25 protein-coding genes are annotated in these 23,987 nt (G+C 68.1%); 19 read left to right on the top strand and 6 right to left on the bottom strand.

Annotated elements, in window-relative coordinates; translation table 11 throughout:
- Window positions 1-15: 15 nt before the first annotated feature.
- Window positions 16-705 carry an alpha/beta fold hydrolase gene (locus AC07OY_RS06385; RefSeq protein ID WP_495041676.1) on the top strand — a complete coding sequence of 230 codons (690 nt, stop codon included), beginning with the start codon at window positions 16-18 and terminating at the stop codon, window positions 703-705.
- 3 nt (window positions 706-708) lie between these two features.
- On the opposite strand, the gene AC07OY_RS06390 is transcribed toward AC07OY_RS06385, so the two are convergent.
- Window positions 709-1,923 (bottom strand): polyhydroxyalkanoate depolymerase, encoded by a 1,215-nt coding sequence (locus AC07OY_RS06390; protein WP_495041677.1) that lies wholly within the window; start codon window positions 1,921-1,923, stop codon window positions 709-711.
- 157 nt (window positions 1,924-2,080) lie between these two features.
- On the opposite strand from AC07OY_RS06390, the gene AC07OY_RS06395 reads away from it, so the two are divergent.
- Window positions 2,081-2,737 (top strand): glutathione S-transferase family protein, encoded by a 657-nt coding sequence (locus AC07OY_RS06395; protein ID WP_495041983.1) that lies wholly within the window; start codon window positions 2,081-2,083, stop codon window positions 2,735-2,737.
- On the opposite strand, the gene AC07OY_RS06400 is transcribed toward AC07OY_RS06395, so the two are convergent.
- The gene (locus AC07OY_RS06400; protein ID WP_495041678.1) at window positions 2,734-3,186 is read right to left on the bottom strand and encodes a cupin domain-containing protein; all 453 of its coding nucleotides are present in this window, start codon (window positions 3,184-3,186) and stop codon (window positions 2,734-2,736) included. The genes AC07OY_RS06395 and AC07OY_RS06400 overlap by 4 nt on opposite strands.
- Before the next feature lie 111 nt (window positions 3,187-3,297).
- On the opposite strand from AC07OY_RS06400, the gene AC07OY_RS06405 reads away from it, so the two are divergent.
- Genes AC07OY_RS06405 through AC07OY_RS06445 form a run of 9 tightly spaced genes read left to right on the top strand, consistent with a single transcriptional unit; the run spans window position 3,298 to window position 10,792 of the window.
- Window positions 3,298-5,496: a heavy metal translocating P-type ATPase gene (locus tag AC07OY_RS06405; RefSeq protein WP_495041679.1), complete on the top strand. Its 2,199-nt coding sequence runs from the start codon at window positions 3,298-3,300 to the stop codon at window positions 5,494-5,496.
- Window positions 5,496-5,645: a cbb3-type cytochrome oxidase assembly protein CcoS gene (ccoS, locus tag AC07OY_RS06410; protein ID WP_477935541.1), complete on the top strand. Its 150-nt coding sequence runs from the start codon at window positions 5,496-5,498 to the stop codon at window positions 5,643-5,645. The genes AC07OY_RS06405 and ccoS overlap by 1 nt, the downstream gene beginning before the upstream one ends.
- 46 nt (window positions 5,646-5,691) lie before the next feature.
- Window positions 5,692-7,140 carry a cytochrome-c oxidase, cbb3-type subunit I gene (ccoN, locus tag AC07OY_RS06415; RefSeq protein ID WP_495041680.1) on the top strand — a complete coding sequence of 483 codons (1,449 nt, stop codon included), beginning with the start codon at window positions 5,692-5,694 and terminating at the stop codon, window positions 7,138-7,140.
- Between the two features lie 9 nt (window positions 7,141-7,149).
- Entirely contained in the window at window positions 7,150-7,773 is a 624-nt protein-coding gene (gene ccoO, locus AC07OY_RS06420) for a cytochrome-c oxidase, cbb3-type subunit II (RefSeq protein WP_495041681.1), read from the top strand.
- A gap of 13 nt (window positions 7,774-7,786) precedes the next feature.
- Window positions 7,787-7,918 carry a cbb3-type cytochrome oxidase subunit 3 gene (locus AC07OY_RS06425; RefSeq protein WP_495041682.1) on the top strand — a complete coding sequence of 44 codons (132 nt, stop codon included), beginning with the start codon at window positions 7,787-7,789 and terminating at the stop codon, window positions 7,916-7,918.
- Complete coding sequence (ccoP, locus tag AC07OY_RS06430; protein WP_495041683.1) at window positions 7,915-8,811, top strand: cytochrome-c oxidase, cbb3-type subunit III; 897 nt, start codon at window positions 7,915-7,917, stop codon at window positions 8,809-8,811. The genes AC07OY_RS06425 and ccoP overlap by 4 nt, the downstream gene beginning before the upstream one ends.
- A gap of 1 nt (window position 8,812) precedes the next feature.
- Entirely contained in the window at window positions 8,813-10,222 is a 1,410-nt protein-coding gene (ccoG, locus tag AC07OY_RS06435) for a cytochrome c oxidase accessory protein CcoG (RefSeq protein WP_495041684.1), read from the top strand.
- A gap of 16 nt (window positions 10,223-10,238) precedes the next feature.
- Window positions 10,239-10,502: a hypothetical protein gene (locus AC07OY_RS06440; protein WP_119045694.1), complete on the top strand. Its 264-nt coding sequence runs from the start codon at window positions 10,239-10,241 to the stop codon at window positions 10,500-10,502.
- Complete coding sequence (locus AC07OY_RS06445; protein WP_495041685.1) at window positions 10,499-10,792, top strand: hypothetical protein; 294 nt, start codon at window positions 10,499-10,501, stop codon at window positions 10,790-10,792. The genes AC07OY_RS06440 and AC07OY_RS06445 overlap by 4 nt, the downstream gene beginning before the upstream one ends.
- Here the strand turns inward: AC07OY_RS06445 and AC07OY_RS06450 are convergent.
- Window positions 10,755-12,080, bottom strand: coding sequence for an NAD(P)/FAD-dependent oxidoreductase (locus AC07OY_RS06450; RefSeq protein ID WP_495041686.1), 1,326 nt, complete (start codon window positions 12,078-12,080; stop codon window positions 10,755-10,757). The two genes, AC07OY_RS06445 and AC07OY_RS06450, sit on opposite strands and share 38 nt — an antisense overlap.
- A gap of 173 nt (window positions 12,081-12,253) precedes the next feature.
- Here AC07OY_RS06450 and AC07OY_RS06455 point away from each other — a divergent pair, with 173 nt between their 5' ends.
- From AC07OY_RS06455 to AC07OY_RS06470, 4 genes are all read left to right on the top strand, one after another.
- Window positions 12,254-13,789, top strand: a complete 1,536-nt coding sequence (locus AC07OY_RS06455) for an ATP-binding protein (protein WP_495041687.1) — start codon at window positions 12,254-12,256, stop codon at window positions 13,787-13,789.
- Window positions 13,770-14,210, top strand: a complete 441-nt coding sequence (locus AC07OY_RS06460; RefSeq protein WP_495041688.1) for a hypothetical protein — start codon at window positions 13,770-13,772, stop codon at window positions 14,208-14,210. The genes AC07OY_RS06455 and AC07OY_RS06460 overlap by 20 nt, the downstream gene beginning before the upstream one ends.
- A gap of 160 nt (window positions 14,211-14,370) precedes the next feature.
- Entirely contained in the window at window positions 14,371-15,780 is a 1,410-nt protein-coding gene (locus AC07OY_RS06465) for a sigma 54-interacting transcriptional regulator (protein WP_495041689.1), read from the top strand.
- A gap of 198 nt (window positions 15,781-15,978) precedes the next feature.
- Window positions 15,979-16,311, top strand: coding sequence for a BON domain-containing protein (locus tag AC07OY_RS06470; RefSeq protein ID WP_495041690.1), 333 nt, complete (start codon window positions 15,979-15,981; stop codon window positions 16,309-16,311).
- A gap of 56 nt (window positions 16,312-16,367) precedes the next feature.
- Here AC07OY_RS06470 and fnr read toward each other — a convergent pair whose 3' ends face one another.
- Window positions 16,368-17,126 carry a fumarate/nitrate reduction transcriptional regulator Fnr gene (fnr, locus tag AC07OY_RS06475; RefSeq protein ID WP_495041691.1) on the bottom strand — a complete coding sequence of 253 codons (759 nt, stop codon included), beginning with the start codon at window positions 17,124-17,126 and terminating at the stop codon, window positions 16,368-16,370.
- Between the two features lie 110 nt (window positions 17,127-17,236).
- Here fnr and hemN point away from each other — a divergent pair, with 110 nt between their 5' ends.
- The 4 genes from hemN to AC07OY_RS06495 all read left to right on the top strand — a co-directional run bounded on the left by hemN (window position 17,237) and on the right by AC07OY_RS06495 (window position 20,905).
- Entirely contained in the window at window positions 17,237-18,631 is a 1,395-nt protein-coding gene (hemN, locus tag AC07OY_RS06480) for an oxygen-independent coproporphyrinogen III oxidase (protein WP_495041692.1), read from the top strand.
- A complete protein-coding gene (locus AC07OY_RS06485) occupies window positions 18,631-19,257 on the top strand; it encodes an urease accessory protein UreH domain-containing protein (RefSeq protein ID WP_495041693.1) in 627 nt (208 codons plus the stop codon). The genes hemN and AC07OY_RS06485 overlap by 1 nt, the downstream gene beginning before the upstream one ends.
- A 66-nt stretch (window positions 19,258-19,323) precedes the next feature.
- Entirely contained in the window at window positions 19,324-20,580 is a 1,257-nt protein-coding gene (gene icd, locus AC07OY_RS06490; protein WP_495041694.1) for an NADP-dependent isocitrate dehydrogenase, read from the top strand.
- A 49-nt stretch (window positions 20,581-20,629) separates the two neighbouring features.
- The gene (locus AC07OY_RS06495; RefSeq protein WP_495041695.1) at window positions 20,630-20,905 is read left to right on the top strand and encodes a hypothetical protein; all 276 of its coding nucleotides are present in this window, start codon (window positions 20,630-20,632) and stop codon (window positions 20,903-20,905) included.
- Between the two features lie 275 nt (window positions 20,906-21,180).
- On the opposite strand, the gene AC07OY_RS06500 is transcribed toward AC07OY_RS06495, so the two are convergent.
- Both AC07OY_RS06500 and AC07OY_RS06505 read right to left on the bottom strand, forming a co-directional pair.
- Window positions 21,181-23,421: an NADP-dependent isocitrate dehydrogenase gene (locus tag AC07OY_RS06500; protein ID WP_495041696.1), complete on the bottom strand. Its 2,241-nt coding sequence runs from the start codon at window positions 23,419-23,421 to the stop codon at window positions 21,181-21,183.
- Window positions 23,422-23,584: 163 nt separating this feature from the next.
- On the bottom strand, window positions 23,585-23,833 hold the full coding sequence (locus AC07OY_RS06505; RefSeq protein ID WP_495041984.1) for a cold shock domain-containing protein: 249 nt from the start codon (window positions 23,831-23,833) through the stop codon (window positions 23,585-23,587).
- Window positions 23,834-23,987 lie beyond the last annotated feature (154 nt).

Raw genomic sequence — 23,987 nt, forward strand, 5'->3', positions numbered from 1 at the left:
ATGAGTGTCACCGGCTTGAACACCCTGGTTCTGCTGCCCGGCATGGACGGCACGGGTGAGCTTTTCTCGCGCTTCGTGCGGGTGCTTGGCCCCGGCGTCGAGGCGCGAGTGCTGCGTTTTCCGGTGGAGCGTCCCTGGGGCTACGCCGAACTCCTGGCTTTCGTGCGCGAGACCTTGCCCGTCGATCGGCCCTATGTGCTGCTGGCCGAATCCTTCTCCGGCCCGATCGGCATCCAGATCGCGGCGCAGGCCCCGTCTCAGCTCAAGGGCCTGGCGCTGTGCTGCACCTTCGCCAGCAATCCGCGGCCGGCGATGCGCCCTTTCGGCGGCGTGCTGCCCGCATTGCCGCTGGGTGTCATGCCCGTCACGCTGTTGGGCCGGGTGCTGATGGGCCGCGCTTTCGAGTCGGCGTTGAACGCGGATCTCGGCGCCGCGATGCGGCAACTGCCGGCGGCCGTCATGCGCGCCCGCCTGAAGGCCGTGCTGGGCGTGGATGCGACGGCCGACCTGCGTCGGGTCGTCGTGCCAGCCCTCTACCTGCGCGCCAAAGAGGATCGCGTCGTGCCGCGGTCAGCAGGTGCGCGCATCGCGGAAATCAAGCCCGACGTCGAGATGGCCGAACTGTCCGGGCCGCACTTCCTGCTCCAGACCCGGCCGGCCGAGGCTGCCGCTATCGTCAAGCGTTTCATGTTTGGGCTGCGCTGATCCCTACTGGGACACCTGAATGACGTGCCGCACCAGCGGATAGACCTGGTGCTGCCAGCGCCGCCCGCTGAACACGCCGTAGTGGCCGACATTGGGCTGGATGTAGTGGGTGCGCAGATAGGCCTTCAGGCAGCTGGCCAGGTCCTGCGCCGCCAAGGTCTGGCCGACCGAGCAGATGTCGTCGCGCTCACCCTCGATGGTCAGCAGCGCCGTGCGGCGGATGGCCGCCGGGTTCACGCGGCGTCCCCTGAACATCATCTCGCCGCGCGGCAGGTCATAGGTCTGGAAGACGCGCTCCACGGTCTCCAGGTAGAACTCGGCGGCGAGGTCGGCCACGGCCAGGTATTCCTCGTAGAACATGCGCGTGACCTCGGCCTTGTCGAACTCGTCCGCGACCAGGTGCTTGTAATAGTCCTTGAAGGCATTGGCATGCCTGTCCTTGTTCATGCTCATGAAGGCGGACAGCTGCACAAAGCCCGGGTAGACGCGCCTACCGGCGCCGGCATGCTGCCAGGGCACATGGCTGATGAGGTTCTTGCGGAACCAGGAGATGGGCTTGCTGGTGGCCAGTTCGTTGACGGCCGTCGGGCTGACGCGGCAGTCGATGGGCCCGGCCATCAGCGTCAGGCTGGCTGGCGTGGCGGGGTGGTCGTCCTCGGCCATCAGGGCCACGGCGGCCAGGGCGCTGACGCAGGGCTGGCAGACGGCCACCACATGGGCCTGCGGGCCGATGGCGGCCAGGAAGTCGATCAGGTGGCCGGTGTATTCGTCCAGCCCGAAGCGGCCGGCAGACAGCGGCACATCGCGCACGTTGTGCCAGTCGGTGACATAGACATCATGGTCCTGCAGCAGGGTGCGCACCGTCTCGCGCAGCAGCGTGGCGAAGTGGCCCGACATTGGCGCCACCACCATGACTTTGGGCTGCGGCGGCGCGCCCTCCTTGCGAAAGCGCAGCAGGGTGCCGAAGGGCGTGGTCAGCGCGGCCTCCTCGGTGACGGCCCAGCGCTCGTCGCCGCTGACGATCTCGCCGATGCGCCAGGGCGGCCGCGTGTGGGTGATCTGGGCCAGCTCGAACACCTTGCCGGCGGCCGACATCTGGCGGGCCGGCAGCCAGCCCGCGTCGGCGATGGCCGGCTGCTGCAGGAAGGAGGTCGACAGTCGGGTAGCCGCACGCAGCGGCCACATCAAGTCGCTGTGGGCCTGGTAGGCGGGGTACATGGCTGCTCCTGCAGGGCGGGGATGCGGTGAACAACGCAAGGAGCGCGCCAGCATGGCATGGGGCTTGCGTCGAGATGCCTGCCTGAACGCCAAGGAGACGCCCATGCCTGTTGCCACGCCCACCAAGCCCGCAGCCCGCAAGGCCGTCAAAGCCGCCTTGCCCGCCGCCACGCTGACGCTGAGCAGCAAGAACTACTCGTCCTGGTCGCTGCGGGGCTGGCTGCTGACCCGCTTTGCCGGCCTGGCCTTCGAAGAGATCATGGTCTCGCCCGACGATGAGGACGCGCGCAAGGAGCTGCTGCTGCTGGCCCCGTCCATCCGCGTGCCCTGCCTGCGCCATGACGGCGTCACGGTATGGAACAACATGGCCATTGCCGAGTATTTGAACGAGAGCTTTCCCAAGGCCGGCCTGTGGCCCGCCGACCGTGTCGCGCGCGCCCATGCGCGGGCCATCTGCGGCGAGATGAACTCGGGCTTCGCCAATCTGCGCGCGTCCCTGCCGATGAACCTCAAGGGCCATTTCCCGCGCCACAAGATCTGGGCCGGCGCCAGGCCCGACATCGAGCGCATCAGCGAGATCTGGACCGACTGCCTGGCCCGCTACGGCGGCCCCTATCTGTTCGGCGCCAAGCGCAGTGCGGCCGACGCCTTCTTCGCGCCGGTGGTCACGCGCTTCACGACTTATGACGTGCCGCTGAACCCCGCCTGCATGGCCTATTGCAAGACCATCGCCGCCATGCCCGAACTCAAGGAGTGGACGGCCGCCGCGAGGCTCGAGCCCGATGAGATCGAGCAACTGGACATGGACTTCTAAGGCCAGGGTGTCGGTATCGGGACGTCGCAGGGCGCCGGCATGTCCACGGTGCCGAAGTCGGCCGGCGACACGATCTCGAGGTACTCCATGTCCGGCGAATAGTCGAACAGATAGTGCACGATGCCGGGGCGCTGGTGCACGCAGTCGCCGGCTTCCACCAGCGTCACCTGGTCGCCATACATGAACTTGGCCCAACCCTTGGTCATCAGCACGATCTGGAACTGCGCCTCATGGCGGTGCCATCCCGTGCCCTTTTCAGGGGCCATGTTCGCCTTCACAAGGTGCGCGATGACCTTGCCACCGGTGGCCGCGGCGACGCCGAGGTCGCGATAGAGGAAGAAGTCTCTGAGCCCGTCGCTGCGCCAGGGCGTGTCCCCGGGCTTGACGTGGGAGAACTGCGTGGCGGACGCGTCGTTGGCGGCGTCCACGGGTATCGACAGATCCGACATGACCAGGGCCTCCTGAAAAACTGCAGGCCTGGGAGCACTTGCAATATGCGTTCCTGCAAAAGCTTGACGCAGGTCATGGGCCGGGGAGGGCGGGCCGCCTAGCTTGGCGGCGTGAGCGCTCCACCTCCAGGCCTGGACGCGGCCGACGCCGACGCCCGCCTCCTTATCGCCCCCTTCACGACCTGGCCCGACGGCCCGGGCGGCGCCGCATTGTCGCAGTTCCAGGTGGCCGGCATGCATTGCGCGGCCTGCTCGGGGCTGATCGAGGCGGCGCTGCTCAAGCTGCCCGGCGTGCTCAGCGCCAGCGTCAACCCGGCATCGGCTCGCCTGGTCCTGCAGTGGCTGCCCTCGCAGCTGGCGTTGGCCGATGTGATGGCTGCGTTGCAGGCGGTGGGCTATGGCGCGACGCCCGATGTGGCCGCGCCGGCACGCGAGCTGCGCCGCCAGGAAAGGCGGCGGGCGCTGTGGCGCCTCTTCGTCGCAGGCTTCTTGATGATGCAGGTCATGATGATGGCGGCGCCGGCCTATGTTGCCGCGCCGGGCGAGCTCAGCAGTGACCTGGACCGCCTGCTGCGCTGGGCCAGCTGGGTGCTGACGCTGCCGGTCATGGCCTTTGCGGCCGGGCCCTTCTTCAGCGGTGCCTGGCGGCAGTTGCGAGCCGGGCGGCTGGGCATGGACGTGCCGGTGGCGCTGGGCATCACCGTCACCTTTGTCGCCAGCACCGGCGCGCTGTTCGATCCGGGCGGGCTATTGGGTCACGAGGTCTATTTCGATTCGCTGACCATGTTCATCGCCTTGCTGCTGCTGGCGCGCTGGTTGGAGCTGGGGGCGCGGCATCGGGCGGCCGATGCACTGGAAGCCGTGGCCGGTTCCTTGCCAATGGCGGCTGAGCGCCTGCTGGCTGATGGCGGCAGCGAGCGTGTGCCGCCCGAGTCGCTGCGCGTGGGGGACCGCATCCGCGTCGCGGCCGGCGAGGCCTTTGCGGCGGATGGTCGCGTGCTGTCAGGCCAGGGCGACGTGAACGAGGCCCTGTTGACGGGTGAGTCCGCGCCCGTTGCCAAACAGCCGGGCGATGCGGTCGTCGCCGGCAGCATCAACCTTGACGGCTCGCTGATCGTCGGCGTGCAGCGCGTGGGCGGGGACACGACGGCCCAGGGCATCGTGCGGCTGATGCAGCAGGCCCAGAGCCAGCGTCCCCTTGCCAGCGGCCTGGTCGACCGCGTAGCAACGGGCTTCACCGCGGTCGTGCTGCTGCTGGCGCTGACGGCCGGCGTCGGCTGGTGGTGGGTGGACCCGTCGCGCGCCATCGCCGTTGCAGTCGCGGTGCTCATCGTCACCTGTCCCTGCGCGCTGACCCTGGCAGCGCCGGCCGCTTGGCTGACGGCCAGCGGCGCCCTGGCCCGGCGCGGGCTGCTGCTGGCCGACCTGTCGGCCCTGGAGCGGCTGTGCGCGGTGGACACCGTCGTCTTCGACAAGACCGGCACGCTCAGCGAGGACCGCCTGCAACTGCGCCGCCATTGGGCCCAGGGCGCCGATGCCGACGCCTTGCTGGCCGTCGCGCGCAGCCTGGCTGCGCTGTCGCGCCACCCGCATGCGCAGGCCATCGCAGGTGCCGCCGGCACCTGGACCGATGTGCGTGAAGTGGCCGGGCGCGGTGTCGAGGCACGCGATGCGAGTGGCAAGTTGTGGCGCCTTGGTGCGCCGGCCTGGGTCAGCGAACTGCCCGACCCCGCCGCGCGCCTGGCATTTGGCTGCGGCGACTGCGTGCTCTGGCTGGATCTGGCCGAAGCGCCGCGCCCCGACGCTGCCGAAGCGATGAAGGCCTTGCGCGCCCAGGGCCTGCGTCTGCGCCTGCTGTCGGGCGACCAGCCCGCCGCCGTCGCGCGCATGGCCCATCTGCTGGACATCGCCCATTGGCGCGCGGGGGCCACGCCCGAGTCCAAGCTTGCCGCGCTGCGCGACTGGCAGGCGCGTGGTGAGCGCGTGCTGATGGTGGGCGACGGCATCAACGATGCGCCGGTGCTGGCCGCGGCCGATGTGCGCATCGCGATGGGGCAGGGCGCCATGCTGGCCCGCAGCGTGGCGGATGCGCTGCTGGTGTCCAACCGCCTGACGGCCATCCCACAGGCTTTGAAGCTGGCGCATCGGACGCGTCGGGTCCTGCGTCAGAACCTGGCCTGGGCGGCCCTCTACAACCTGGCCAGCGTGCCGCTGGCGCTGACGGGCTGGCTGCCGCCGCTGGCGGCCGGCATCGGCATGGCGACGAGTTCTCTCTTCGTCGTCCTCAACGCGCAGAGGCTGAACCGCTGATGGACATCCTCTACCTTCTCATCCCGTTTTCGGTCGTCCTGGTGCTGCTCATCGTGGCCGTGTTCGGCTGGGCCGTGAACTCCGGGCAACTTGACGGCTTCGAAAACGAAGCCGAACGCATCCTGCTTGACGAGGATCAAGCCGCCTGAGGGCCCTCCCACGAAGAATGGTTCGCATCAGACTGAAGGAGTCGCGATGGCGAACGAAGCAACCCTGGCCACCCCAGGGGCGATGTATGAGGACGGACCGGTGCGTGCCTTCGCGCTGGCCGCCGTCCTCTGGGGCGTGGTAGGCATGGCGGTGGGTGTGCTGATCGCCGCCCAGCTGGCCTGGCCGGATCTGAACTTCGGCATTCCCTGGCTGAGCTACGGGCGCCTGCGGCCCCTGCACACCAACGCGGTCATCTTCGCTTTCGGCGGCTGCACGCTGTTCGCCACCAGCTACCACGTCGTGCAGCGCACCGGCCAGACGCGGCTGTTCTGCCCGAAGCTGGGCTGGTTCACCTTCTGGGGCTGGCAGCTCGTCATCCTGCTGGCGGCCATCACGCTGCCGCTGGGCTACACGACAGGCAAGGAGTACGCCGAGCTGGAGTGGCCCATCGACCTGTTGATCGCGGTCGTCTGGGTGTCCTATGCCATCGTCTTCTTCGGCACCGTGGGCACGCGCAAGATCCGCCACATCTACGTGGCCAACTGGTTCTTCGGCGCCTTCATCATCGCCGTGGCCCTGCTGCACATCGTCAACAGCGCCGAGATCCCGGTCAGCTTCTGGAAGAGCTACTCGGCCTATGCCGGCGTGCAGGACGCCATGGTGCAGTGGTGGTACGGGCATAACGCGGTGGGCTTCTTCCTGACCGCAGGCTTCCTCGGGATGATGTACTACTACATCCCCAAGCAGGCCGAGCGCCCCATCTACAGCTACCGGCTGTCCATCGTCCACTTCTGGGCGCTGATCTTCACGTACATGTGGGCGGGCCCCCACCACCTGCACTACACGGCCCTGCCGGACTGGGCGCAGAGCATCGGCATGATCTTCAGCCTGGTGCTGCTGGCGCCGAGCTGGGGCGGCATGATCAACGGCGTCATGACGCTGTCGGGCGCCTGGCACAAGCTGCGCGACGACCCCATCCTGAAGTTCCTCATCGTGTCGCTGTCCTTCTACGGGATGTCGACCTTCGAGGGGCCGATGATGTCGATCAAGACGGTCAACTCGCTGTCGCACTACACCGACTGGACGGTGGGCCATGTGCACAGCGGTGCACTCGGCTGGGTGGGTCTGATCTCCATGGGATGCCTCTACCACCTGATCCCGCGCATGTTCAACCGCACGGAGATGTACTCCAAGCGCGCCATCGAACTGCACTTCTGGATCGCGACCTTGGGCATCGTGCTCTATATCGCGGCGATGTGGATCGCCGGCGTCATGCAGGGGCTGATGTGGCGCGCGGTCAACCCCGACGGCACCCTGGTTTACACCTTCGTCGAGAGCGTCAAGGCGACCTGGCCCTTCTATGTGATCCGCCTCGCCGGTGGCCTGCTCTACCTCGCCGGCATGGGTGTCATGAGCTGGAACGTCATCAAGACCATGCAGGCCGGCAGCGTCAAGGCCGTGCGCATCCCAGCCCCCGCGCTGGCCCACGCCTGAGGAGAATTCATGAGTACCGATACCCAAGCCGTCAGCGGCCACCAGCGCATAGAGACCAGCAACCTGCTCATGATCGCGCTCGTGCTGCTGACCGTGCTGGTCGGCGGCATCGTCGAGATCGTGCCGCTGTTCTTCCAGCGCTCCACCACGCAGGCTGCGCCTGGGCTCAAGCCCTACACGCCGCTGCAGCTGGCGGGCCGCGACATCTATCTGCGCGAGGGTTGCTACAACTGCCACTCGCAGATGGTGCGGCCGCTTGCGGCCGAGACGCTGCGCTATGGCCACTACTCGACGGCTGGCGAGTTTGTCTACGACCACCCCTTCCAGTGGGGCAGCAAGCGCACCGGACCCGACCTGCATCGGGTGGGTGGCCGCTACAGCGACGACTGGCATCGCATCCACCTGAACAACCCGCGCGACCTCGTCCCCGAATCCAACATGCCCGCCTACCCCTGGCTGGCGACCAACACCGTGGACGCAGCCGGCATGCCGGCGCGGCTGTCGGCCATGCGCCTGCTCGGTGTGCCCTACACCGAATCCGAGGTGAAGGATTCAGCACAGGAGGTCGCCGGCAAGACCGAGCTCGACGCACTGGTCGCCTATCTGCAGGTGCTTGGCACCGCGAACAAGTGAAGGAGCCCGCATCATGGGCATCAACGAACTCCGCATCGCCGTGACCCTCGTGTCGCTGGCCGTCTTCGTGGGCATCGTCTTCTGGGCCTGGCGCGGCCGCTTCGAATCCGTCGCCCAGCTGCCGTTCCAGGGAGACGAGCAATGAGCGACTTCTTCAACTCGGGTTGGTCGACCTTCGTCGCCGCGGCCACCGTGCTCGGTCTGCTGGCCTGCGTCGTCTTGCTGATCATCGCCAGCCGCCGCCAGCCCTCGGCCGCCGACAACACCACCGGCCACGTCTGGGACGAGGACCTGCGTGAGCTGAACAACCCGCTGCCGCTTTGGTGGATGGGCCTGTTCGTGCTGACCGTTTTCTTCTCCGGCATCTATCTGGCCCTCTACCCGGGCCTTGGCAGCGTCGGCGGCAAGCTGGGCTGGACCAGCCTGGGCGAGCACGCGGCGGACGTCGCCCAGACGCGTGCCGCCATGGCGCCCGTCTATGCCGGCTTCTCCGGCATGGCGCCCGAACAGCTCGCCAAGGATCCCAAGGCCCATGCCATCGGCGAGCGGCTGTTTGCCAACAACTGCGCCCAATGCCATGGTGCGGACGCCAAAGGCTCCAAAGGATTCCCCAACCTGACCGACGGCGACTGGCTCTGGGGCGGCAACTACGACACCATCGTCGAGACCATCACTCAGGGCCGCGAAGGCAATATGCCCGTCATGGCCCCGGCAGTGGGCACGAGCGAGGATGTGCGCAATGTCGCCCACTATGTGCTGTCGCTGTCGGGCAGCCCGCACAACTCGCTGTACGCACAGTTCGGCAAGCCCAAGTTCACGGCCTGCGCGGCCTGCCATGGCCCTCGCGGCCAGGGCAATCCGGCATTGGGTGCGCCCAACCTGAGCGACAAGGTCTGGCTGCATGGCTGGGGCGAGGAAGTCGTCACGGCCATGATCAACAACGGCAAGCACAACGTGATGCCGGCCCATGGCGAGCGGCTGACGCCGGAACAGATCAAGGTGCTGGCCGCCTATGTCTGGTCCCTGAGCAGCCACTGAGATGGCTGATTCCGAAGCCGTCATACGGCTCTACCGTTCCGAGGACAAGATCCACCCTCGAGCGGTGGATGGCTTCTACGCACGCTGGCGCTGGGCCATCGTGGCCCTGACCCAGCTCGTCTTCTACGGCCTGCCCTGGCTGAGCTGGGGCAGCCGCCAGGCCGTTCTGTTCGACCTGGAGGCGCGGCGCTTCTACGTCTTCGGCCTGGTGCTGTATCCGCAGGACTTCGTGTACCTCACGGGCCTGCTGATGATCTCGGCCTACGCGCTCTTCCTGTTCACGGCCGTGGCCGGGCGGCTGTGGTGTGGCTACGCCTGCCCGCAGACGGTCTACACCGAGATCTTCATGCGCGTGGAGCGCTGGTTCGAGGGCGACCGCAATGCGCGCCTGCGCCTGGACAAGTCGCCCTGGGGCTGGAACAAGCTGTGGCGCAAGAGCGGCAAGCAGGCCGTCTGGATCGCGCTCGGCCTGTGGACCGGCTTCACCTTCGTCGGCTACTTCACGCCCATCCACACGCTGGCTGCCGAGGTGGCTGCCCTCGCCCTGGGGCCGTGGGAGACCTTCTGGGTGCTGTTCTACGGCTTTGCGACCTATGGCAACGCGGGCTATATGCGCGAGCAGGTCTGCAAATACATGTGCCCCTATGCGCGCTTCCAGAGCGCCATGTTCGACCGCGACACGCTGATCGTCAGCTATGACACGGTGCGTGGCGAACCGCGCGGCAACAACGCCAGGCGCAAGAAGGGCGAGGCCCGTACGGAGGCGCTGGGCGACTGCATCGACTGCGAGCTGTGCGTGCAGGTCTGCCCCACGGGCATCGACATCCGCGACGGCCTGCAATACGAATGCATAGGCTGCGCGGCCTGCATCGACGTCTGCAACGGCGTCATGGACAAGATGGGCACAGCGCGCGGCCTCGTACGCTACGACACCGAGAACGGCCTGGAGCAGCGTTTCAGCCGCCAAGAACGCTGGCGCCGCGTGCTGAGGCCGCGCGTGCTGATCTACACCGCCGTGCTGCTGCTGATTGGCGCCGGCCTGCTGTGGAGCATCGTGTCACGGCACAGCTTCCGCGTCGACATCGTGCGCGACCGCGCCTCGCTGGCCCGTCTCGTCGAGGACGGCTGGATCGAGAACGTCTACCGGCTGCAGATCATGAACGCAACCGAGGCGCCGCAGCGCTACCGGATCGAGGCCGAGGGCCTGCCGGGCCTCAGGCTCAGCCAGGCTGCCACCGTGGATCTGGGCCCCGCCGAGGCACGCTGGGTCGCCGTCTCCTTGCGCGTGCCGCCCGAGACCGCGCAGGCGCTGAAGGCGGGTGCCCACCCCATGCGCTGGCACATCCACCGCGACGACACCGGCCCGGGCGAGGCCGTCGTCGAAAAATCCACCTTCGTGCTGCCGCGCTGACGGCCAGGAGAACGACATGCCCCCTGTGAATGCCACGCCTGCCTGGCGCGAACCCATGATGTGGCTGGTGATGGGAGGGCCGGCCATCGTCGTGGTGGCGAGCTTCCTGACCCTCGCCCTGGCACTGCGCCATCCCGACCCGCCGCTGGAGACACGCGCCATGACCCAGCATGCGGCTGATGATGTGCAGCCCGCCGACTTGCGCGCTCAGTCAGGCGACGTGCCGGCCCTGCTTGCGCGCAACCACGCTGCGACCGGCGTGCCCGGGGCGAAGCCGTGACCGGTACGCCCGGTCCGTCGCGCGTCGCTCGCTTCGCGATGGCGGTGGCTTGGTCGTCCTTCCTCGCGGCCGGCGTGCTGGAGGCCCTGGTCTTCGCGGTCGTTGATCCGGCGGAACTGCGCTGGTTCGGCGCCGCGCCGGTGCAGCTGTCGCCACAGGCCGTCTACACCGTCAGCTTCCTGATCTTCTGGGCCGTCATCGCCCTGGGCGCCAGCCTGGCACTGCTGCTCGTCAGTCTGCCGGGCGACGAGGTCAAGCCTGGGCGTCGCGCGCCGGGCTGGCCCCGCTGAGCCCCGCATTGGCGACGACGCGGGCACCGCGGTCATAGGTCCAGTAGGCCCAGGCCCAGTCCAGCAGCACGACGAAGCGGTTGCGGTAGCCGATGAGGAAGTAGACGTGGGCGAAGAGCCAGAACAGCCAGGCGAAATAGCCCGAGAAGCGCAGCGGGCCGGCCGGCGTGCCCAGGTCGACGACGGCGCTGTTGCGGCCGATGGTGGCGAGGTTGCCGTAGTCGGCGTAGCGGAAGGCCTGCGTGGCCTCGCCGCGCAGGCGGCGCTTGAGGTTGGCGGCGGCGCAGCGGCCCATCTGCTTGGCGCCGGGCGACACGCCAGGCACGGGCCGCGGGTCATGGCCGGGCTTGTGGCTTTGCGCGGCGGCGAGGTCGCCGATGACCTGGATGGCGGGAAAGCCCTTCAGGCTCAGGTCGGGCTCGACGATGACACGGCCGGCGCGGTCCAGCGTGCAGGCCGTGGCCTCGGCCAGCTGGCGCCCCAGCGGCGAGGCGGCGACGCCCGCCGCCCAGACCACGCAGCGGCTGTGCAGGCGTTCCGCGCCACTCGCGGTCGTTAGGTCCAGGCCCTCGGCATCGATGCCGGTCACGCGGGCATTCAGCCTCACCTCCACGCCCAGGGCCACCAGCTGCTCGCGGGCGCGTTCGCTCAAGGCCTCGGGCATGGCGGCCAGCACGCGCGGACTGCCTTCCACCAGCAACACCTTCGCTTGGCGCGGGTCGATGCGGCGGAATTCGCCGGGCAGGGTGTGGCGGGCGATTTCGGCGAAGGTGCCGGCCAGCTCCACGCCGGTGGGCCCGCCGCCGACGACGACGAACTGCATCAGCGCCGCGCGCCGGGCCGGGTCGTCCTCGCGTTCCGCGGCCTCGAAGGCCAGCAGCACGCGGCGGCGGATCTCGAAGGCATCTTCCAATGTCTTCAGACCCGGCGCGTGCCGGGCCCAGTCGTCGCGGCCGAAATAGCTGTGGGTGGCGCCGGCGGCGACGATGAGATGGTCCCACTTCAGCTGGGCGCCATCCTTCAGCGTGGCGGTCTTGGCCTGGGCGTCGATGGCGACCACCTCGCCCAGCAGCGTCGTCACATTGCGCTGGCCGCGGAAGAGATGGCGGATCGGCGCCGCGATGGACGGCGCGGAAAGGCCGGCTGTCGCCACCTGGTAGAGAAGGGGCTGGAAGAGGTGGTGGTTGGTTTTGTCGACGATGGTGACGTCGACGTCGGCGGCGCGCAGGACTCGCGCCGCCTCCAGGCCGCCGAAACCGCAGCCAACGATGAGGACTTGAGGACGCATGGCGCCATCCTACGCGCGCTTACATCTGTTTTGTGCGCTGCAACATTTCACCTGTAACGACAGCGAGCTTGTTTCATCAGGATGCAATGCCGGCGCCGCTGCGTCTGCCTGTGTCCTGGGCCCCCGCTTAAGCTGCGGCGCGCGCGCATGGCATGCGGGCGCGATGCCGCACGATGCCCACCGACGCCCTGGTCCCCACCCCCCTTTTACCCCGCTCCGAAGCCGCCTCTCCGGCCGATTCGGCCTGGCAGCGCCTGCGCAGCGGCGGGCTGCGCGGCCTGTCGTTCCGGCAATGCCTGGTGGCGGCCTTCCTGCTGATCGCCGTGGCCCTGGGTGGCGCGGCGGCCCAGGCCATGCTGGTGCTGGAGCATGTGGCCCTGCAGGGCCGCCAGGCCTCGCAGGATGCCGCGGCTTTGACCACCGAGGTGCAGCGCCTGGCCGAGCGCACCGTCGCCATGGAACGCAGCGCGCGGCAGTTCCTGGTGCTGGACGACACGGCCTTGCGAGAGCGCTTCCGCGCCGCCTGGGAGGACGCCCGGGCCACGCAGGCGGCGCTGGCGGTGAAGCTCATGGAGCCCGGCGCGCAACCGCTGTTCGCCGAATGGGCGCAGCAGGCGGCGGCGGTATCTGACATGCTGCAGGGCCCCGGGCGGGCGCGCGCCTCGGTGCTGCGCCGCCTGACGCCGGTGTTCGCCCGCCTGCATGCCATCAACGAAGCCCTAGCCGTGCAGGGCCAGCAGGCCATGGACAGGCGCAGCGACGCCGTGCTGGCCGAACTGGAGCAGCAGCGCCGCCTCATCAGCGGGCTGGTGCTGGGCGCCATCGTGCTCGCCGTGCTGCTGGCCCTGGGTTTCGGGCACTGGCTGCTGCGGCCGCTGGCCCAGGTCGAGGCCGCCATCGGCCGCCTCGGTGCCAACCGCTTCGACCAGGTCGTGGCCGATGTGCAAGGCCCGGTGGACCTGCGCCGCCTGGGGCGCCAGCTGGAATGGCTGCGCCAGCGGCTGGCGGCGCTGGAGTCCGACAAGACCCGTTTCGTGCGCCACATCTCGCATGAGCTGAAGACGCCCATGGCCTCCATCCGCGAGGGCGCGGCGCTGTTGCGTGATGGCGTGGCCGGGCCCCTGACGCCGGACCAGACCGAGATCGTGCGCATCCTCGGCGACAACAGCGCGGCCCTGCAGCGCCAGATCGAGGATCTGCTGCGCTACCAGACCCTGGCCTCGGACTCGCAGCAGCTGCAGCGCCAGCGCGTGGACCTGCGGGCCTTGCTGGCGCGCGTCGTCGACGAGCAGCGGCTGCTGTGGCAGGCGCGCGGCCTGGCAGTGCACGTCGAGGCCGAGGCCTGCGAGGCCTGGGTCGATGCCGAGAAGCTCGGCATGGCCCTGGCCAATCTGCTGGCCAACGCGCTGCGCTTCAGCCCGCCGGGCGGCGCCATCGTGATGGCCCTAGCGCGCAGTGGCGGCCGGGTCCGCGTCGACTGCATCGACGCCGGCCCCGGCGTCGCGGCCGAGGATGTGGAGCGCATCTTCGACCCCTTCTACCAGGGCCGCCACCAGCCCCCCGGCGCGCGCCGCGGCAGCGGCATCGGCCTGTCCATCGTGCGCGAGATCGCGCAGGCGCATGGGGGCAGTTGCTGCCTGCTGCCTGCCGAGCGCGGCGCCCATTTCCGCATCGAGATTCCTGCTGCCCATGAAGCCACGACTGCTTGAGATCGCCTGCCTGCTGTTGCTGGCGGCATGCCAGACGCCCCCGCCGGCCCCGGTGGCAGCGCCGCCGCCTGCGCCGGCCTGCCCCGAGCCCTTGCCGGCACCGGAGGTCAGGGCGCTGCAGGACCTGCTCGCGACGGCCGAGGAGTTGCGCAAGGCCCTGGCCCTGGGCCGCGGCACGGCCGAGTTGAACCAGGCGGTGGCGCAGGTGGAGGCCATCGCCACGTCCACCGATCCCCAGGCCGAGCCACTGAGGCAGCTGGCCGTCCAGCTGTCCCTGCGCCTGGCCGATCAGCGGCGCTTGCAGGACAGCGTCGACAAGCTGACCCAGCAGCTGCGCGAAAGCCAGCGCCGCAATGAACAGCTCAACGAGAAGCTGGAAGCACTCAAGGCCATCGAGCAGACCCTGCCCGCGAAACGATGAGCCCCTCGTCCAAGGATGACCTTGACCGGGACTGCTCTGCGGCCGCAGGCCGCAGAGAGGGGACGGCGATGCTTGCCGGATCAACCGGCAAGCATATCGCCAGCGCGGGCCGGCTAGGGGGCGGCCCGGCGCTCGGCCCGCAAACAACAGGACATCGAGCATGACCCATGCACCCGCCTCCCTCCTCATCGTCGATGACGACGCCGACCTGCTGCGCCTGATGACGATGCGCCTGACCGCCGCGGGCTACGCGGTGCAGGCCGTGGCCAGCGCCGAGGCTGCTCTCGCGCATCTGGCCGTGAAGCTGCCGTCGCTGCTCATCACCGATGTGCGCCTGCCCGGGCTGGACGGGCTGGCCCTGTTCGACGAGGTGCGCGCCCATCACCCTTCGCTGCCCGTCATCCTGCTGACGGCCCACGGCAGCATCCCCGACGCGGTGGAGGCCACGACGCGCGGCGCCCACGCCTACCTGACCAAGCCCTATGACGCCAAGGAGCTGCTGGCCAAGATCCAGCAGGCCCTGCGCGTCAACGCGCCCGGGCCCGCGCCCTTCGATGGCGACGGCGGCTGGCGCCGCGAGATCATCAGCCGCAGCCCGCGCATGGCCGAGGTGCTGGCCGAGGCGCGGCTGGTCGCGGCGACGGACGCCAGCGTCCTCATCGGCGGCGACAGCGGCACCGGCAAGGAGCTGCTGGCCCGCGCCATCCACAAGGCCAGCCCGCGGGCGGCCAAGCCCTTCATCGCCGTGAACTGCGGCGCCATCCCCGAGGCCCTGCTGGAGTCCGAGCTCTTCGGCCATGTGAGAGGCGCCTTCACCGGGGCCCAGGGCCATCGCCAGGGCCTGATCCCGGCGGCGCAGGGCGGCACGGTCTTCCTCGACGAGATCGGCGACATGCCGCTGGCCCTGCAGGTCAAGCTGCTGCGCGTGCTGCAGGAGCGCATGGTGAGACCCGTGGGCAGCAACGAGGCGGTGGCGGTGGACGTGCGCGTGCTGTCGGCCACCCACCGCGACCTGGACCTGGCGATGGCCGAGGGACAGTTCCGCCCCGACCTCTACTACCGGCTCAATGTCGTCAAGCTCAGCCTGCCGCCGCTGAGCGAGCGCCGCGAGGACATCGCCCTGCTGGCCCAGCATTTCCTCAGCACCCTGGCCGAGCGCCACCGCAAGCCGGTGCGCGGCTTCGCGCCGGATGCGCTTGAGGCCCTGGTGACGGCGCCCTGGCCGGGCAATGCGCGCCAGCTCTACAACGTCGTCGAGCAGGTCTGCGTGCTGGCCACCGGCGCCCTGGTGCCGCTGGCCCAGGTGCAGCGCGCCTTGCAGATGCCTTCGGCGGAAGTGCTGAACTACCAGCATGCCAAGCAGCGCTTCGAGCGCGACTACCTGAACCGGCTGCTCAAGCTGACCTCGGGCCACGTGGCCGAAGCCGCGCGGCTGGCGGACCGCAACCGCACGGAGTTCTATCGCCTGATGCAGAAGCACGGCCTGGATCCGCAGCTCTTCCGCGACGACCCCCTAGGCGGAGCGTCGGATTCTGGCGACAGGAAACTGTCCGGTGAATCAAGCACTTAGGGCGGACGGACGGCAGCCTGTCGCCGTGCGGCGACAAAACCATGCCGCGGGACGGCCGCGAAGGCGGGATCTGCCGTGGCTGGCAGCGCCAAGTCGTTGATGTCATTGATGAATCAGGAGCTGGCACACCCCTTGCGCTAAGCCGGTCGTGGTGCCGACCGGCATCGCGTTTGATTCAAGCATCCTCAGGAGATCTGCATGCAACAAACCACCCGCCTCGTCCGTCTGCTGTCCGCCGCCCTGGTGGCAAGCGCCGCATCCGCGGCCTTCGCCGCCGACCCCGCACCGGCCCAGCAGGTCGCCCAGGCCCAGCCCGCCGCCCCGGAAGCCGCCGTTGCGGCCCAGGCTGCCCTGGCCCTGCAGCAGGACAAGGATCTGCAGGCCCTGCCGCTGACTGTCAGCAGCACCGCCGCCGGCGTCATCGTCGTCAAGGGTGCGGCGCCCAGCGCCGAACTGGCCCAGAAGGCCGTCAAGCTCGTGCAGGCCGTGCCGGGCGTGAAGGAAGTTCGCAACGAGATCAAGGTCGGCTGAAGCGCCAGCCCCCTGATCCCGTCAGGCCCCGCGCGCCCCCGCGGGGCCTTTTTGCGTCAGCAGCGACTGTTGTTGACGAGGGCCTGCAGGCCGGGCTGGTCCAGGACGCGCAACTGGCGCTGCTTGACCTCCAGCAGCCCGTCGTCCTGGAACTTGGAGAAGGTGCGGCTGACGGTCTCGAGCTTGAGGCCGAGGTAGCTGCCGATCTCCTCGCGGGTCATGCGCAGCACCAGGCTGGACGGCGAGAAGCCGCGCGCCTGCAGGCGTTGCGTCAGGTTCAGCAGGAAGGCCGCCAGCCTCTCCTCGGCGCGCATATTGCCGAGCAGCAGCATGACGCCATGGTCGCGCACGATCTCGCGGCTCATGATCTTGTGGAACTGGTGCTGCAGCACGCTGAACTCGCGCGACAGCTCCTCCAACTGGCCGTAGAGAATGACGCAGACGGAGGAGTCCTCCAGCGCGACCGCGTCGCAGTGGTGGCGGTCGCTGCTGATGCCGTCCAGGCCGAGCAGCTCGCCGGCCATCTGGAAGCCGGTGACCTGGTCGCGGCCGTCCTCGCTGCCGACGCAGGTCTTGAAGAAGCCGGTGCGCACCGCATACAGCGCCTCGAAGCGCTCGCCGTTGCGGAACAGGTGCTCGCCACGCGGCACGCTGCGGCGCTTGCTGACCAGGCCGTCGAGCTGATCCAGCTCGCTGGCGTTCATCCCCACCGGCAGGCAGAGCTCGCGCAGATTGCAACTGGCGCAGGCGACCTTGAGCGGCTCGATGGCGGGGAAGGGGCTGCCGACCAGGCTGGGCGTTGTGGGCAGGCTCATCGCTTAGGGCAGAGGGGAGGTCAGCATGGTGCCCATTCTTGAATGCACATCGAGCACTGTCCTTGATATTGATCAAGGCCGCTTGAAACGCCGCTGGGCACAGTGCGGGCATGGCTGCCGTTTCCGACAAGACCCTGGACTCCGACCTGCTCGACGCCAACATCCGGCGCCACGACGCTGCCGGCCCGCGCTACACCTCCTACCCGACCGCCGATCGCTTCGTCGAAGCTCATCAGGCCGCGCAGCATCTGCAGGCCTTGAGGCAGCGCGGCGCGGCCCAGCCGCTGTCGGTTTATGTGCACATCCCGTTCTGCGAACAGCTTTGCTATTACTGCGCCTGCAACAAGATCATCACCCGCCACCATGAGCGGGCACTGCCCTATCTGGAGCGCATGGGCGTCGAGATGGATCTGGTGGCCGAGGCCCTGGGCGGTATGGCGCCGGTGTCCCAACTGCATCTGGGCGGCGGCTCGCCGACCTTTCTGTCCGACGCCGAACTGAGCCAGATGATGGCCATGCTGGGGCGCCACTTCAGGCTCCTGCCCGGCGCGGAGCTGTCCATCGAAGTGGACCCGCGCACCGTTGATGCTGCGCGCCTGGCCCATCTGCGGTCGCTGGGCTTCAATCGCCTGTCCTTCGGCGTGCAGGACTTCGATGCCGGCGTGCAGAAGGCGGTGCATCGGGTTCAGCCGCTGGAGTCGGTCGCAGCGCTGACGCAGTCGGCGCGTGAACTGGGATTCGCGTCCCTCAGCGTCGACCTGATCTATGGCCTGCCGCTGCAGACGCCTGCGAGCTTCGCCCGCACCATCGCCCAGGTGGCAGAGCTGCGGCCCGATCGCATCGCGATGTATGCCTATGCCCATCTGCCGCAGCGCTTCAAGCCGCAGCGGCGCATCGTCGCCGAGTTACTGCCGCCGGCCGGTGACAAGCTGGCCATGCTGTCGGGCGCCATCAGCGCCCTGCTCGGCGAGGGCTATGCCTATATCGGCATGGACCATTTCGCGCTGCCGGGCGATCCGCTGGCCATCGCCAAGCGCCAGGGCTTGCTGCACCGCAACTTTCAGGGCTACTCGACGCAACCGGATTGCGACCTGGTCGGCCTGGGGGTGTCGGCCATCAGCCGCGTCGGCGCCACCTATGCGCAGAACGCCAAGACCCTGGCGGAGTACGAGGACGCGCTGCGCCAGCGCCAGCTGCCGGTCCAACGCGGCCTGGCCCTGACACGCGATGACCTGTTGCGCCGCGCCGTCATCATGGCGCTGATGTGCCAGGGCCGGCTGGAATTCGAGTCCATCGCCGCGTCCCATCTCGTCGACGTCAATGCCTATTTCGCACCCGAGCTGGAGCGCCTGGCGGTGCTGGCCGCGCAGGGGCTGGTCGTGCTGGAGTCCGGCGCCATCCAGGTCACGCCGCTGGGCTGGTATTTCGTGCGCGCCATTGCCATGGTGTTCGACCGCTACTGCCAGGCCGACGCCAGCCGCGAACGTTTCTCCAAGATCATCTGATGGCGCTGGACGCGGCCCTGATCGCGTCGGCCACGCTGATGGGCCTGGCCGGCATGCCGCACTGTGCCGCCATGTGCAGCGCGCCCTGTGCGCTGGCAGGCGGGCGGCGCCCGGCGAAGCTGTTGCTCGGCCGGGTGCTCGGCTATGCGGCCGGCGGCGCGGCGGCGGCGGCCTCGGCCGAGTGGCTGGCGCGAAGCTCCCAGGGCCTGGCGCTGCTGCAGCCGGCCTGGGCCCTGCTGCAGTCGGCCCTGCTGCTGCTGGGCATCGTGCTGCTGCTGCGCGGCCGCATGCCGGTCTGGCTCGGCGCGCTGAGCTGGCGGCCGCAGCCCCGCCATGCCTTGGCCACCGGCATGGCCTGGGTGGTCATGCCCTGCGGGCTGCTGCATGCGGCCCTGCTGCTGGCGGGCCTGTCCGCATCGATGGGCAGCGGTGCCCTCGCCATGGCCGGCTTTGCGCTGGCCAGCACGCCAGGTCTTGCCATCGGCCCGCTGTGGCGGGCCAGGCTGCTCAAGCGCGGCGATGACGGTGGCATGCTGGCGCTGCGGCTGGCGGGCCTGGCGCTGGCGGCCGGCGCGGCCTGGGCCCTCGCGCATGGGGTTTGGCAGAGGCTCGCGGTGGCCTGCTGACGTGGCCATAAACTCGCCGGGTCCTGTTTTCCCGTCCCGTCTCGTCTCTCGCGGAGCCCACAAGTCATGTCGCAACACATCAAGGTGCCTGAAGGCGGCCAGAAGATCACCGTCAACGCCGACTTCTCGCTGAATGTGCCGAACCACCCCATCATTCCCTATATCGAGGGTGACGGCACCGGCCTGGACATCACGCCCGTCATGCTCAAGGTGGTGGATGCGGCCGTGGCCAAGGTCTATGGCGGCAGCCGCAAGATCCACTGGATGGAGATCTACGCCGGCGAGAAGAGCACCCAGGTCTATGGCCCCGATGTGTGGCTGCCGGAAGAGACGCTGCAGGCTGTCAAGGACTATGTCGTCTCCATCAAGGGCCCGCTGACCACGCCCGTCGGCGGCGGCATCCGCTCGCTGAACGTCACGCTGCGCCAGGAGCTGGACCTCTACGTCTGCCTGCGCCCTGTGCAGTATTTCGAAGGCGTGCCCAGCCCCGTGAAGGAGCCCCACAAGGTCGACATGGTCATCTTCCGCGAGAACTCGGAAGACATCTACGCCGGCATCGAGTACGAGGCCGAGAGCGACAAGGCGAAGAAGCTCATCAAGTTCCTGCAGGACGAACTGGGCGTCAAGAAGATCCGCTTCCCCGACACCTCGGGCATCGGCGTGAAGCCGGTGTCGCGCGAGGGCACCGAGCGCCTGGTGCGCAAGGCCATCCAGTACGCCATCGACAACAACAAGCCCAGCGTGACCATCGTGCACAAGGGCAACATCATGAAGTTCACGGAAGGGGGCTTCCGTGACTGGGCCTATGCGCTGGCCCAGAAGGAGTTCGGCGCCGAGCCCATCGACGGCGGCCCGTGGTGCAAGTTCAAGAACCCCAAGACGGGCAAGGACATCACCATCAAGGACAGCATCGCCGATGCCTTCCTGCAGCAGATCATCCTGCGCCCGGCCGAATACAGCGTCATCGCGACACTCAACCTGAACGGCGACTACATCTCCGACGCGCTGGCCGCCCAGGTCGGCGGCATCGGCATCGCTCCGGGCGCCAACATGAGCGACTCCATCGCCATGTTCGAGGCCACCCATGGCACGGCGCCCAAGTACGCAGGCAAGGACTATGTGAACCCCGGCTCCGAGATCCTGTCGGCCGAGATGATGCTGCGCCACATGGGCTGGACCGAGGCGGCCGACCTCATCATCACGGCGATGGAGAAGGCCGTGCTGAGCAAGAAGGTCACCTATGACTTCGCCCGCCTGATGGACGGCGCGACCCAGGTGTCCTGCTCCGGCTTCGGCCAGGTCATGATCGACCAGATGGAGTGAGGCCGCGCCCGCCATGGCGGGCCACCCGTCTAACGCCTAGACTCTGAGCATGCCGGACTACGCCAACACCTATGTGGCCGAAGAGCAGCTCCTCCTCTACGAGGGGGCGGACTTCGACGAGGTGGTGCTGGCCGATCGGGCCGGCGCGCGTGGCGCCCAGGTGTGGTGCTGGACCCGCCGCGAGACCGACCTCGACAAGGCGACGTGGCTGCGGCTCATCGTCGCGGTCGACGACAAGGATTCCGCCGCGACGGTGGAAAGGGTGCGCGGCGCGCTGAAGCCCCACCCGATTCCCGACCCTTTTCGCAAGCCGCTGCCGCATTGAGCGGCGCCCAAAAGGGAAACCCCGGCGTGAGGCCGGCGCCCAAAAAGGAAAACCCCGGCGGAAGGCCGGGGTTTGGGGGCGCTTCGTGGTGCTTCACTCGGCGTCCGGAAGGGGGCATTGCAGGAGGTCAACGCCTGGTATCAGACTGTATGAAATAAATCAGTCCGTTGGCTTGCTGTTGGATTACGGACTTCACCTGAGCGTGAAAACCCGACGCTGCTGCTAGACAAAAAAAGGGGCGCCGCCGGCGCCCCTGGTTTTTTGACCGCGCTGGATCAGCTGGCCAGCGACTGCAGCGCGGCGTTGAAGGTGGCGCTGGGGCGCATGACCTTGTCGAGCTTGGCGGCGTCGGGCAGGAAATAGCCGCCGATGTCGGTGGGCTTGCCCTGGACTTCCTTCAGCTCGCCGGCGATCTTGGCTTCGTTGGTGGCCAGCGTCGCGGCCAGGGCCTTGAAGCGGGCGGCCAGGTCGGCGTCCTCGGTCTGCTCGGCCAGGGCCTGGGCCCAGTACAGCGTCAAGTAGAAGTGGCTGCCGCGGTTGTCAAGCTCACCCGTCTTGGCGCTGGGGCCCTTGGCGTTGTCCAGCAGCTTGCCGGTGGCGGCGTCCAGGGCCTTGGCCAGCACCTTGGCCTTGGCATTCTGGGTCTTGATGCCGACGTCTTCCAGGCTCACGGCCAGGGCCAGGAACTCGCCCAGGGAGTCCCAGCGCAGGTGGTTCTCTTCCACCAGCTGCTGCACATGCTTGGGGGCCGAGCCGCCGGCACCCGTCTCGTACATGCCGCCGCCGGCCATCAGCGGCACGATGGACAGCATCTTGGCCGAGGTGCCCAGCTCCATGATGGGGAAGAGGTCGGTCAGGTAGTCGCGCAGGATGTTGCCGGTGGCGCTGATGGTGTCCTGGCCGCGGATGACGCGCTCCAGCGTGTAGCGCATGGCACGGACCTGGCTCATGATCTGGATGTCCAGGCCGGTCGTGTCGTGCTCGTGCAGATACATCTTGACCTTGCGGATCAGCTGGGCCTCGTGGGGGCGGTAGCTGTCCAGCCAGAAGACGACCGGCATGCCGGAATTGCGGGCGCGGTTGACGGCCAGCTTGACCCAGTCACGGATGGCGGCATCCTTGCACTGGCACATGCGCCAGATGTCGCCCTGCTCGACTTCCTGGCTCAGCAGCACCTCGCCCGTTTCCAGGTCGGTGATGTTGGCGGTGCCGGCTTCGGTGATCTCGAAGGTCTTGTCGTGCGAGCCGTATTCCTCGGCTTGCTGGGCCATCAGGCCGACGTTGGGCACCGTGCCCATGGTCTTGGGGTCGAAGGCGCCATGCCATTTGCAGAAGTTGATGATCTCCTGGTAGATGCGGGCGAAGGTCGACTCGGGCATCACGGCCTTGACGTCCTTCAGGCGGCCATCGGCGCCGTACATCTTGCCGCCGCTGCGGATCATGGCGGGCATGGAGGCGTCCACGATGATGTCGTTGGGCGAGTGGAAATTGGTGATGCCCTTGGCCGAGTCCACCATGGCGAGTTCCGGGCGGTGCTCATGGCAGGCGTGCAGGTCGCGCTTGATCTCTTCCTGCTTGCTCTGGGGCAGGGTGGCGATCTTGGTGTACAGGTCCACCATGCCGTTGTTGACGTTGATGCCCAGCTCGTCGAAGAGCTTGCCGTGCTTCTCGAAGGCCTCGCGGTAGAAGATGCGCACGCAGTGGCCGAACACGATGGGGTGGGACACCTTCATCATGGTCGCCTTGACGTGCAGGGAGAACATCACGCCGGTCTTGCGGGCATCCTCGATCTCGGTTTCATAGAACTCGAGCAGGGCTTTCTTGCTCATGAACATCGAGTCGATGACTTCGCGGTCCAGCAGCGCGACCTTGGGCTTGAGCACGATGGTCTTGCCGCTCTTGGTGATGAGCTCCATCTTCACGTCGCGGGCGCGGTCCAGCGTCAGCGACTTTTCACCGTGATAGAAGTCGCCGCCGTGCATGTGCGACACATGCGAGCGCGAGGCCTGGCTCCAGGCGTCCATGCGGTGCGGGTTCTTGCGGGCGTATTCCTTGACGGCCTTGGGCGCGCGGCGGTCGGAATTGCCTTCGCGCAGCACCGGGTTCACGGCCGAGCCGATGCACTTGTTGTAGCGGGCGCGGATGTCCTTCTGCTCGTCCGTCTCGGGCTTCTCCGGGTAGTCGGGGATCTTGTAGCCCTTGTCCTGCAGCTCCTTGATGGCAGCCTTCAGCTGGGCCACCGAGGCGCTGATATTGGGCAGCTTGATGATGTTGGCTTCGGGCTTGAGCGTCAGCTTGCCCAGGGCGGCCAGGTTGTCCGGCTGGCGTTGCTCTTCGGACAGCGCTTCCGGGAACTGGCCCAGGACACGGCCAGCCACCGAGATGTCGCTGGTGACGACGTCGATACCCGCCTGGGCCGCGAAGGCCTGGACGACCGGCAGCAGCGAGGCGGTGGCCAGGCGAGGCGCTTCGTCGGTCAGGGTGTAAACAATCTGGGGCTTCTTGTCGGCGGTCATGAGCGTGGTCCGGTAAATGGGAAATCCGTGCGCACGGCCTGCCAAAGCGACCGCGCGCAACTCGTAACTCTAGCAAGCCGGGGGCGGTTGCCGCTCGTTTGCGGTCCGCCAATGCAAAAGCCCCGTGGCCTCGGCCACGGGGCTTCTGATTTGCGAGGTCGGCTCAGGACGCCAGTTGCGGCTGCTGCTCGGCAGCGCGCGCGGCGGCTTCCATCGGCGTGATGTTCTGGGCGAGTTGACCCTTGGGGCCCTGCACCAGATCGAATTGCACCTGGCTGCCCTGTTTCAGGGTCCGAAAGCCCTCCATCTGGATCGCCGAGAAATGGGCGAAGACGTCATCGCCGCCGGCGTCCGGCTCGATGAATCCAAAGCCCTTGGCATCGTTGAACCACTTGACCTTGCCCAGCGCCATCATCTTGTCTCCATTCTTGTGCTACGGCCCAAAGAGGCGGACGCGATTTTGGTAGCGCGACAAATGGCGTCAATTCAGGACCTTCCCGGCCGGGTTGACCCGAAGCTTCTTGCAATTTCATGCTTCGTCGCCAACTGCCCGCGGTCGGCGAGGG

The sequence above is a fragment of the Roseateles sp. GW821-FHT09H10 genome, assembly GCF_059415865.1.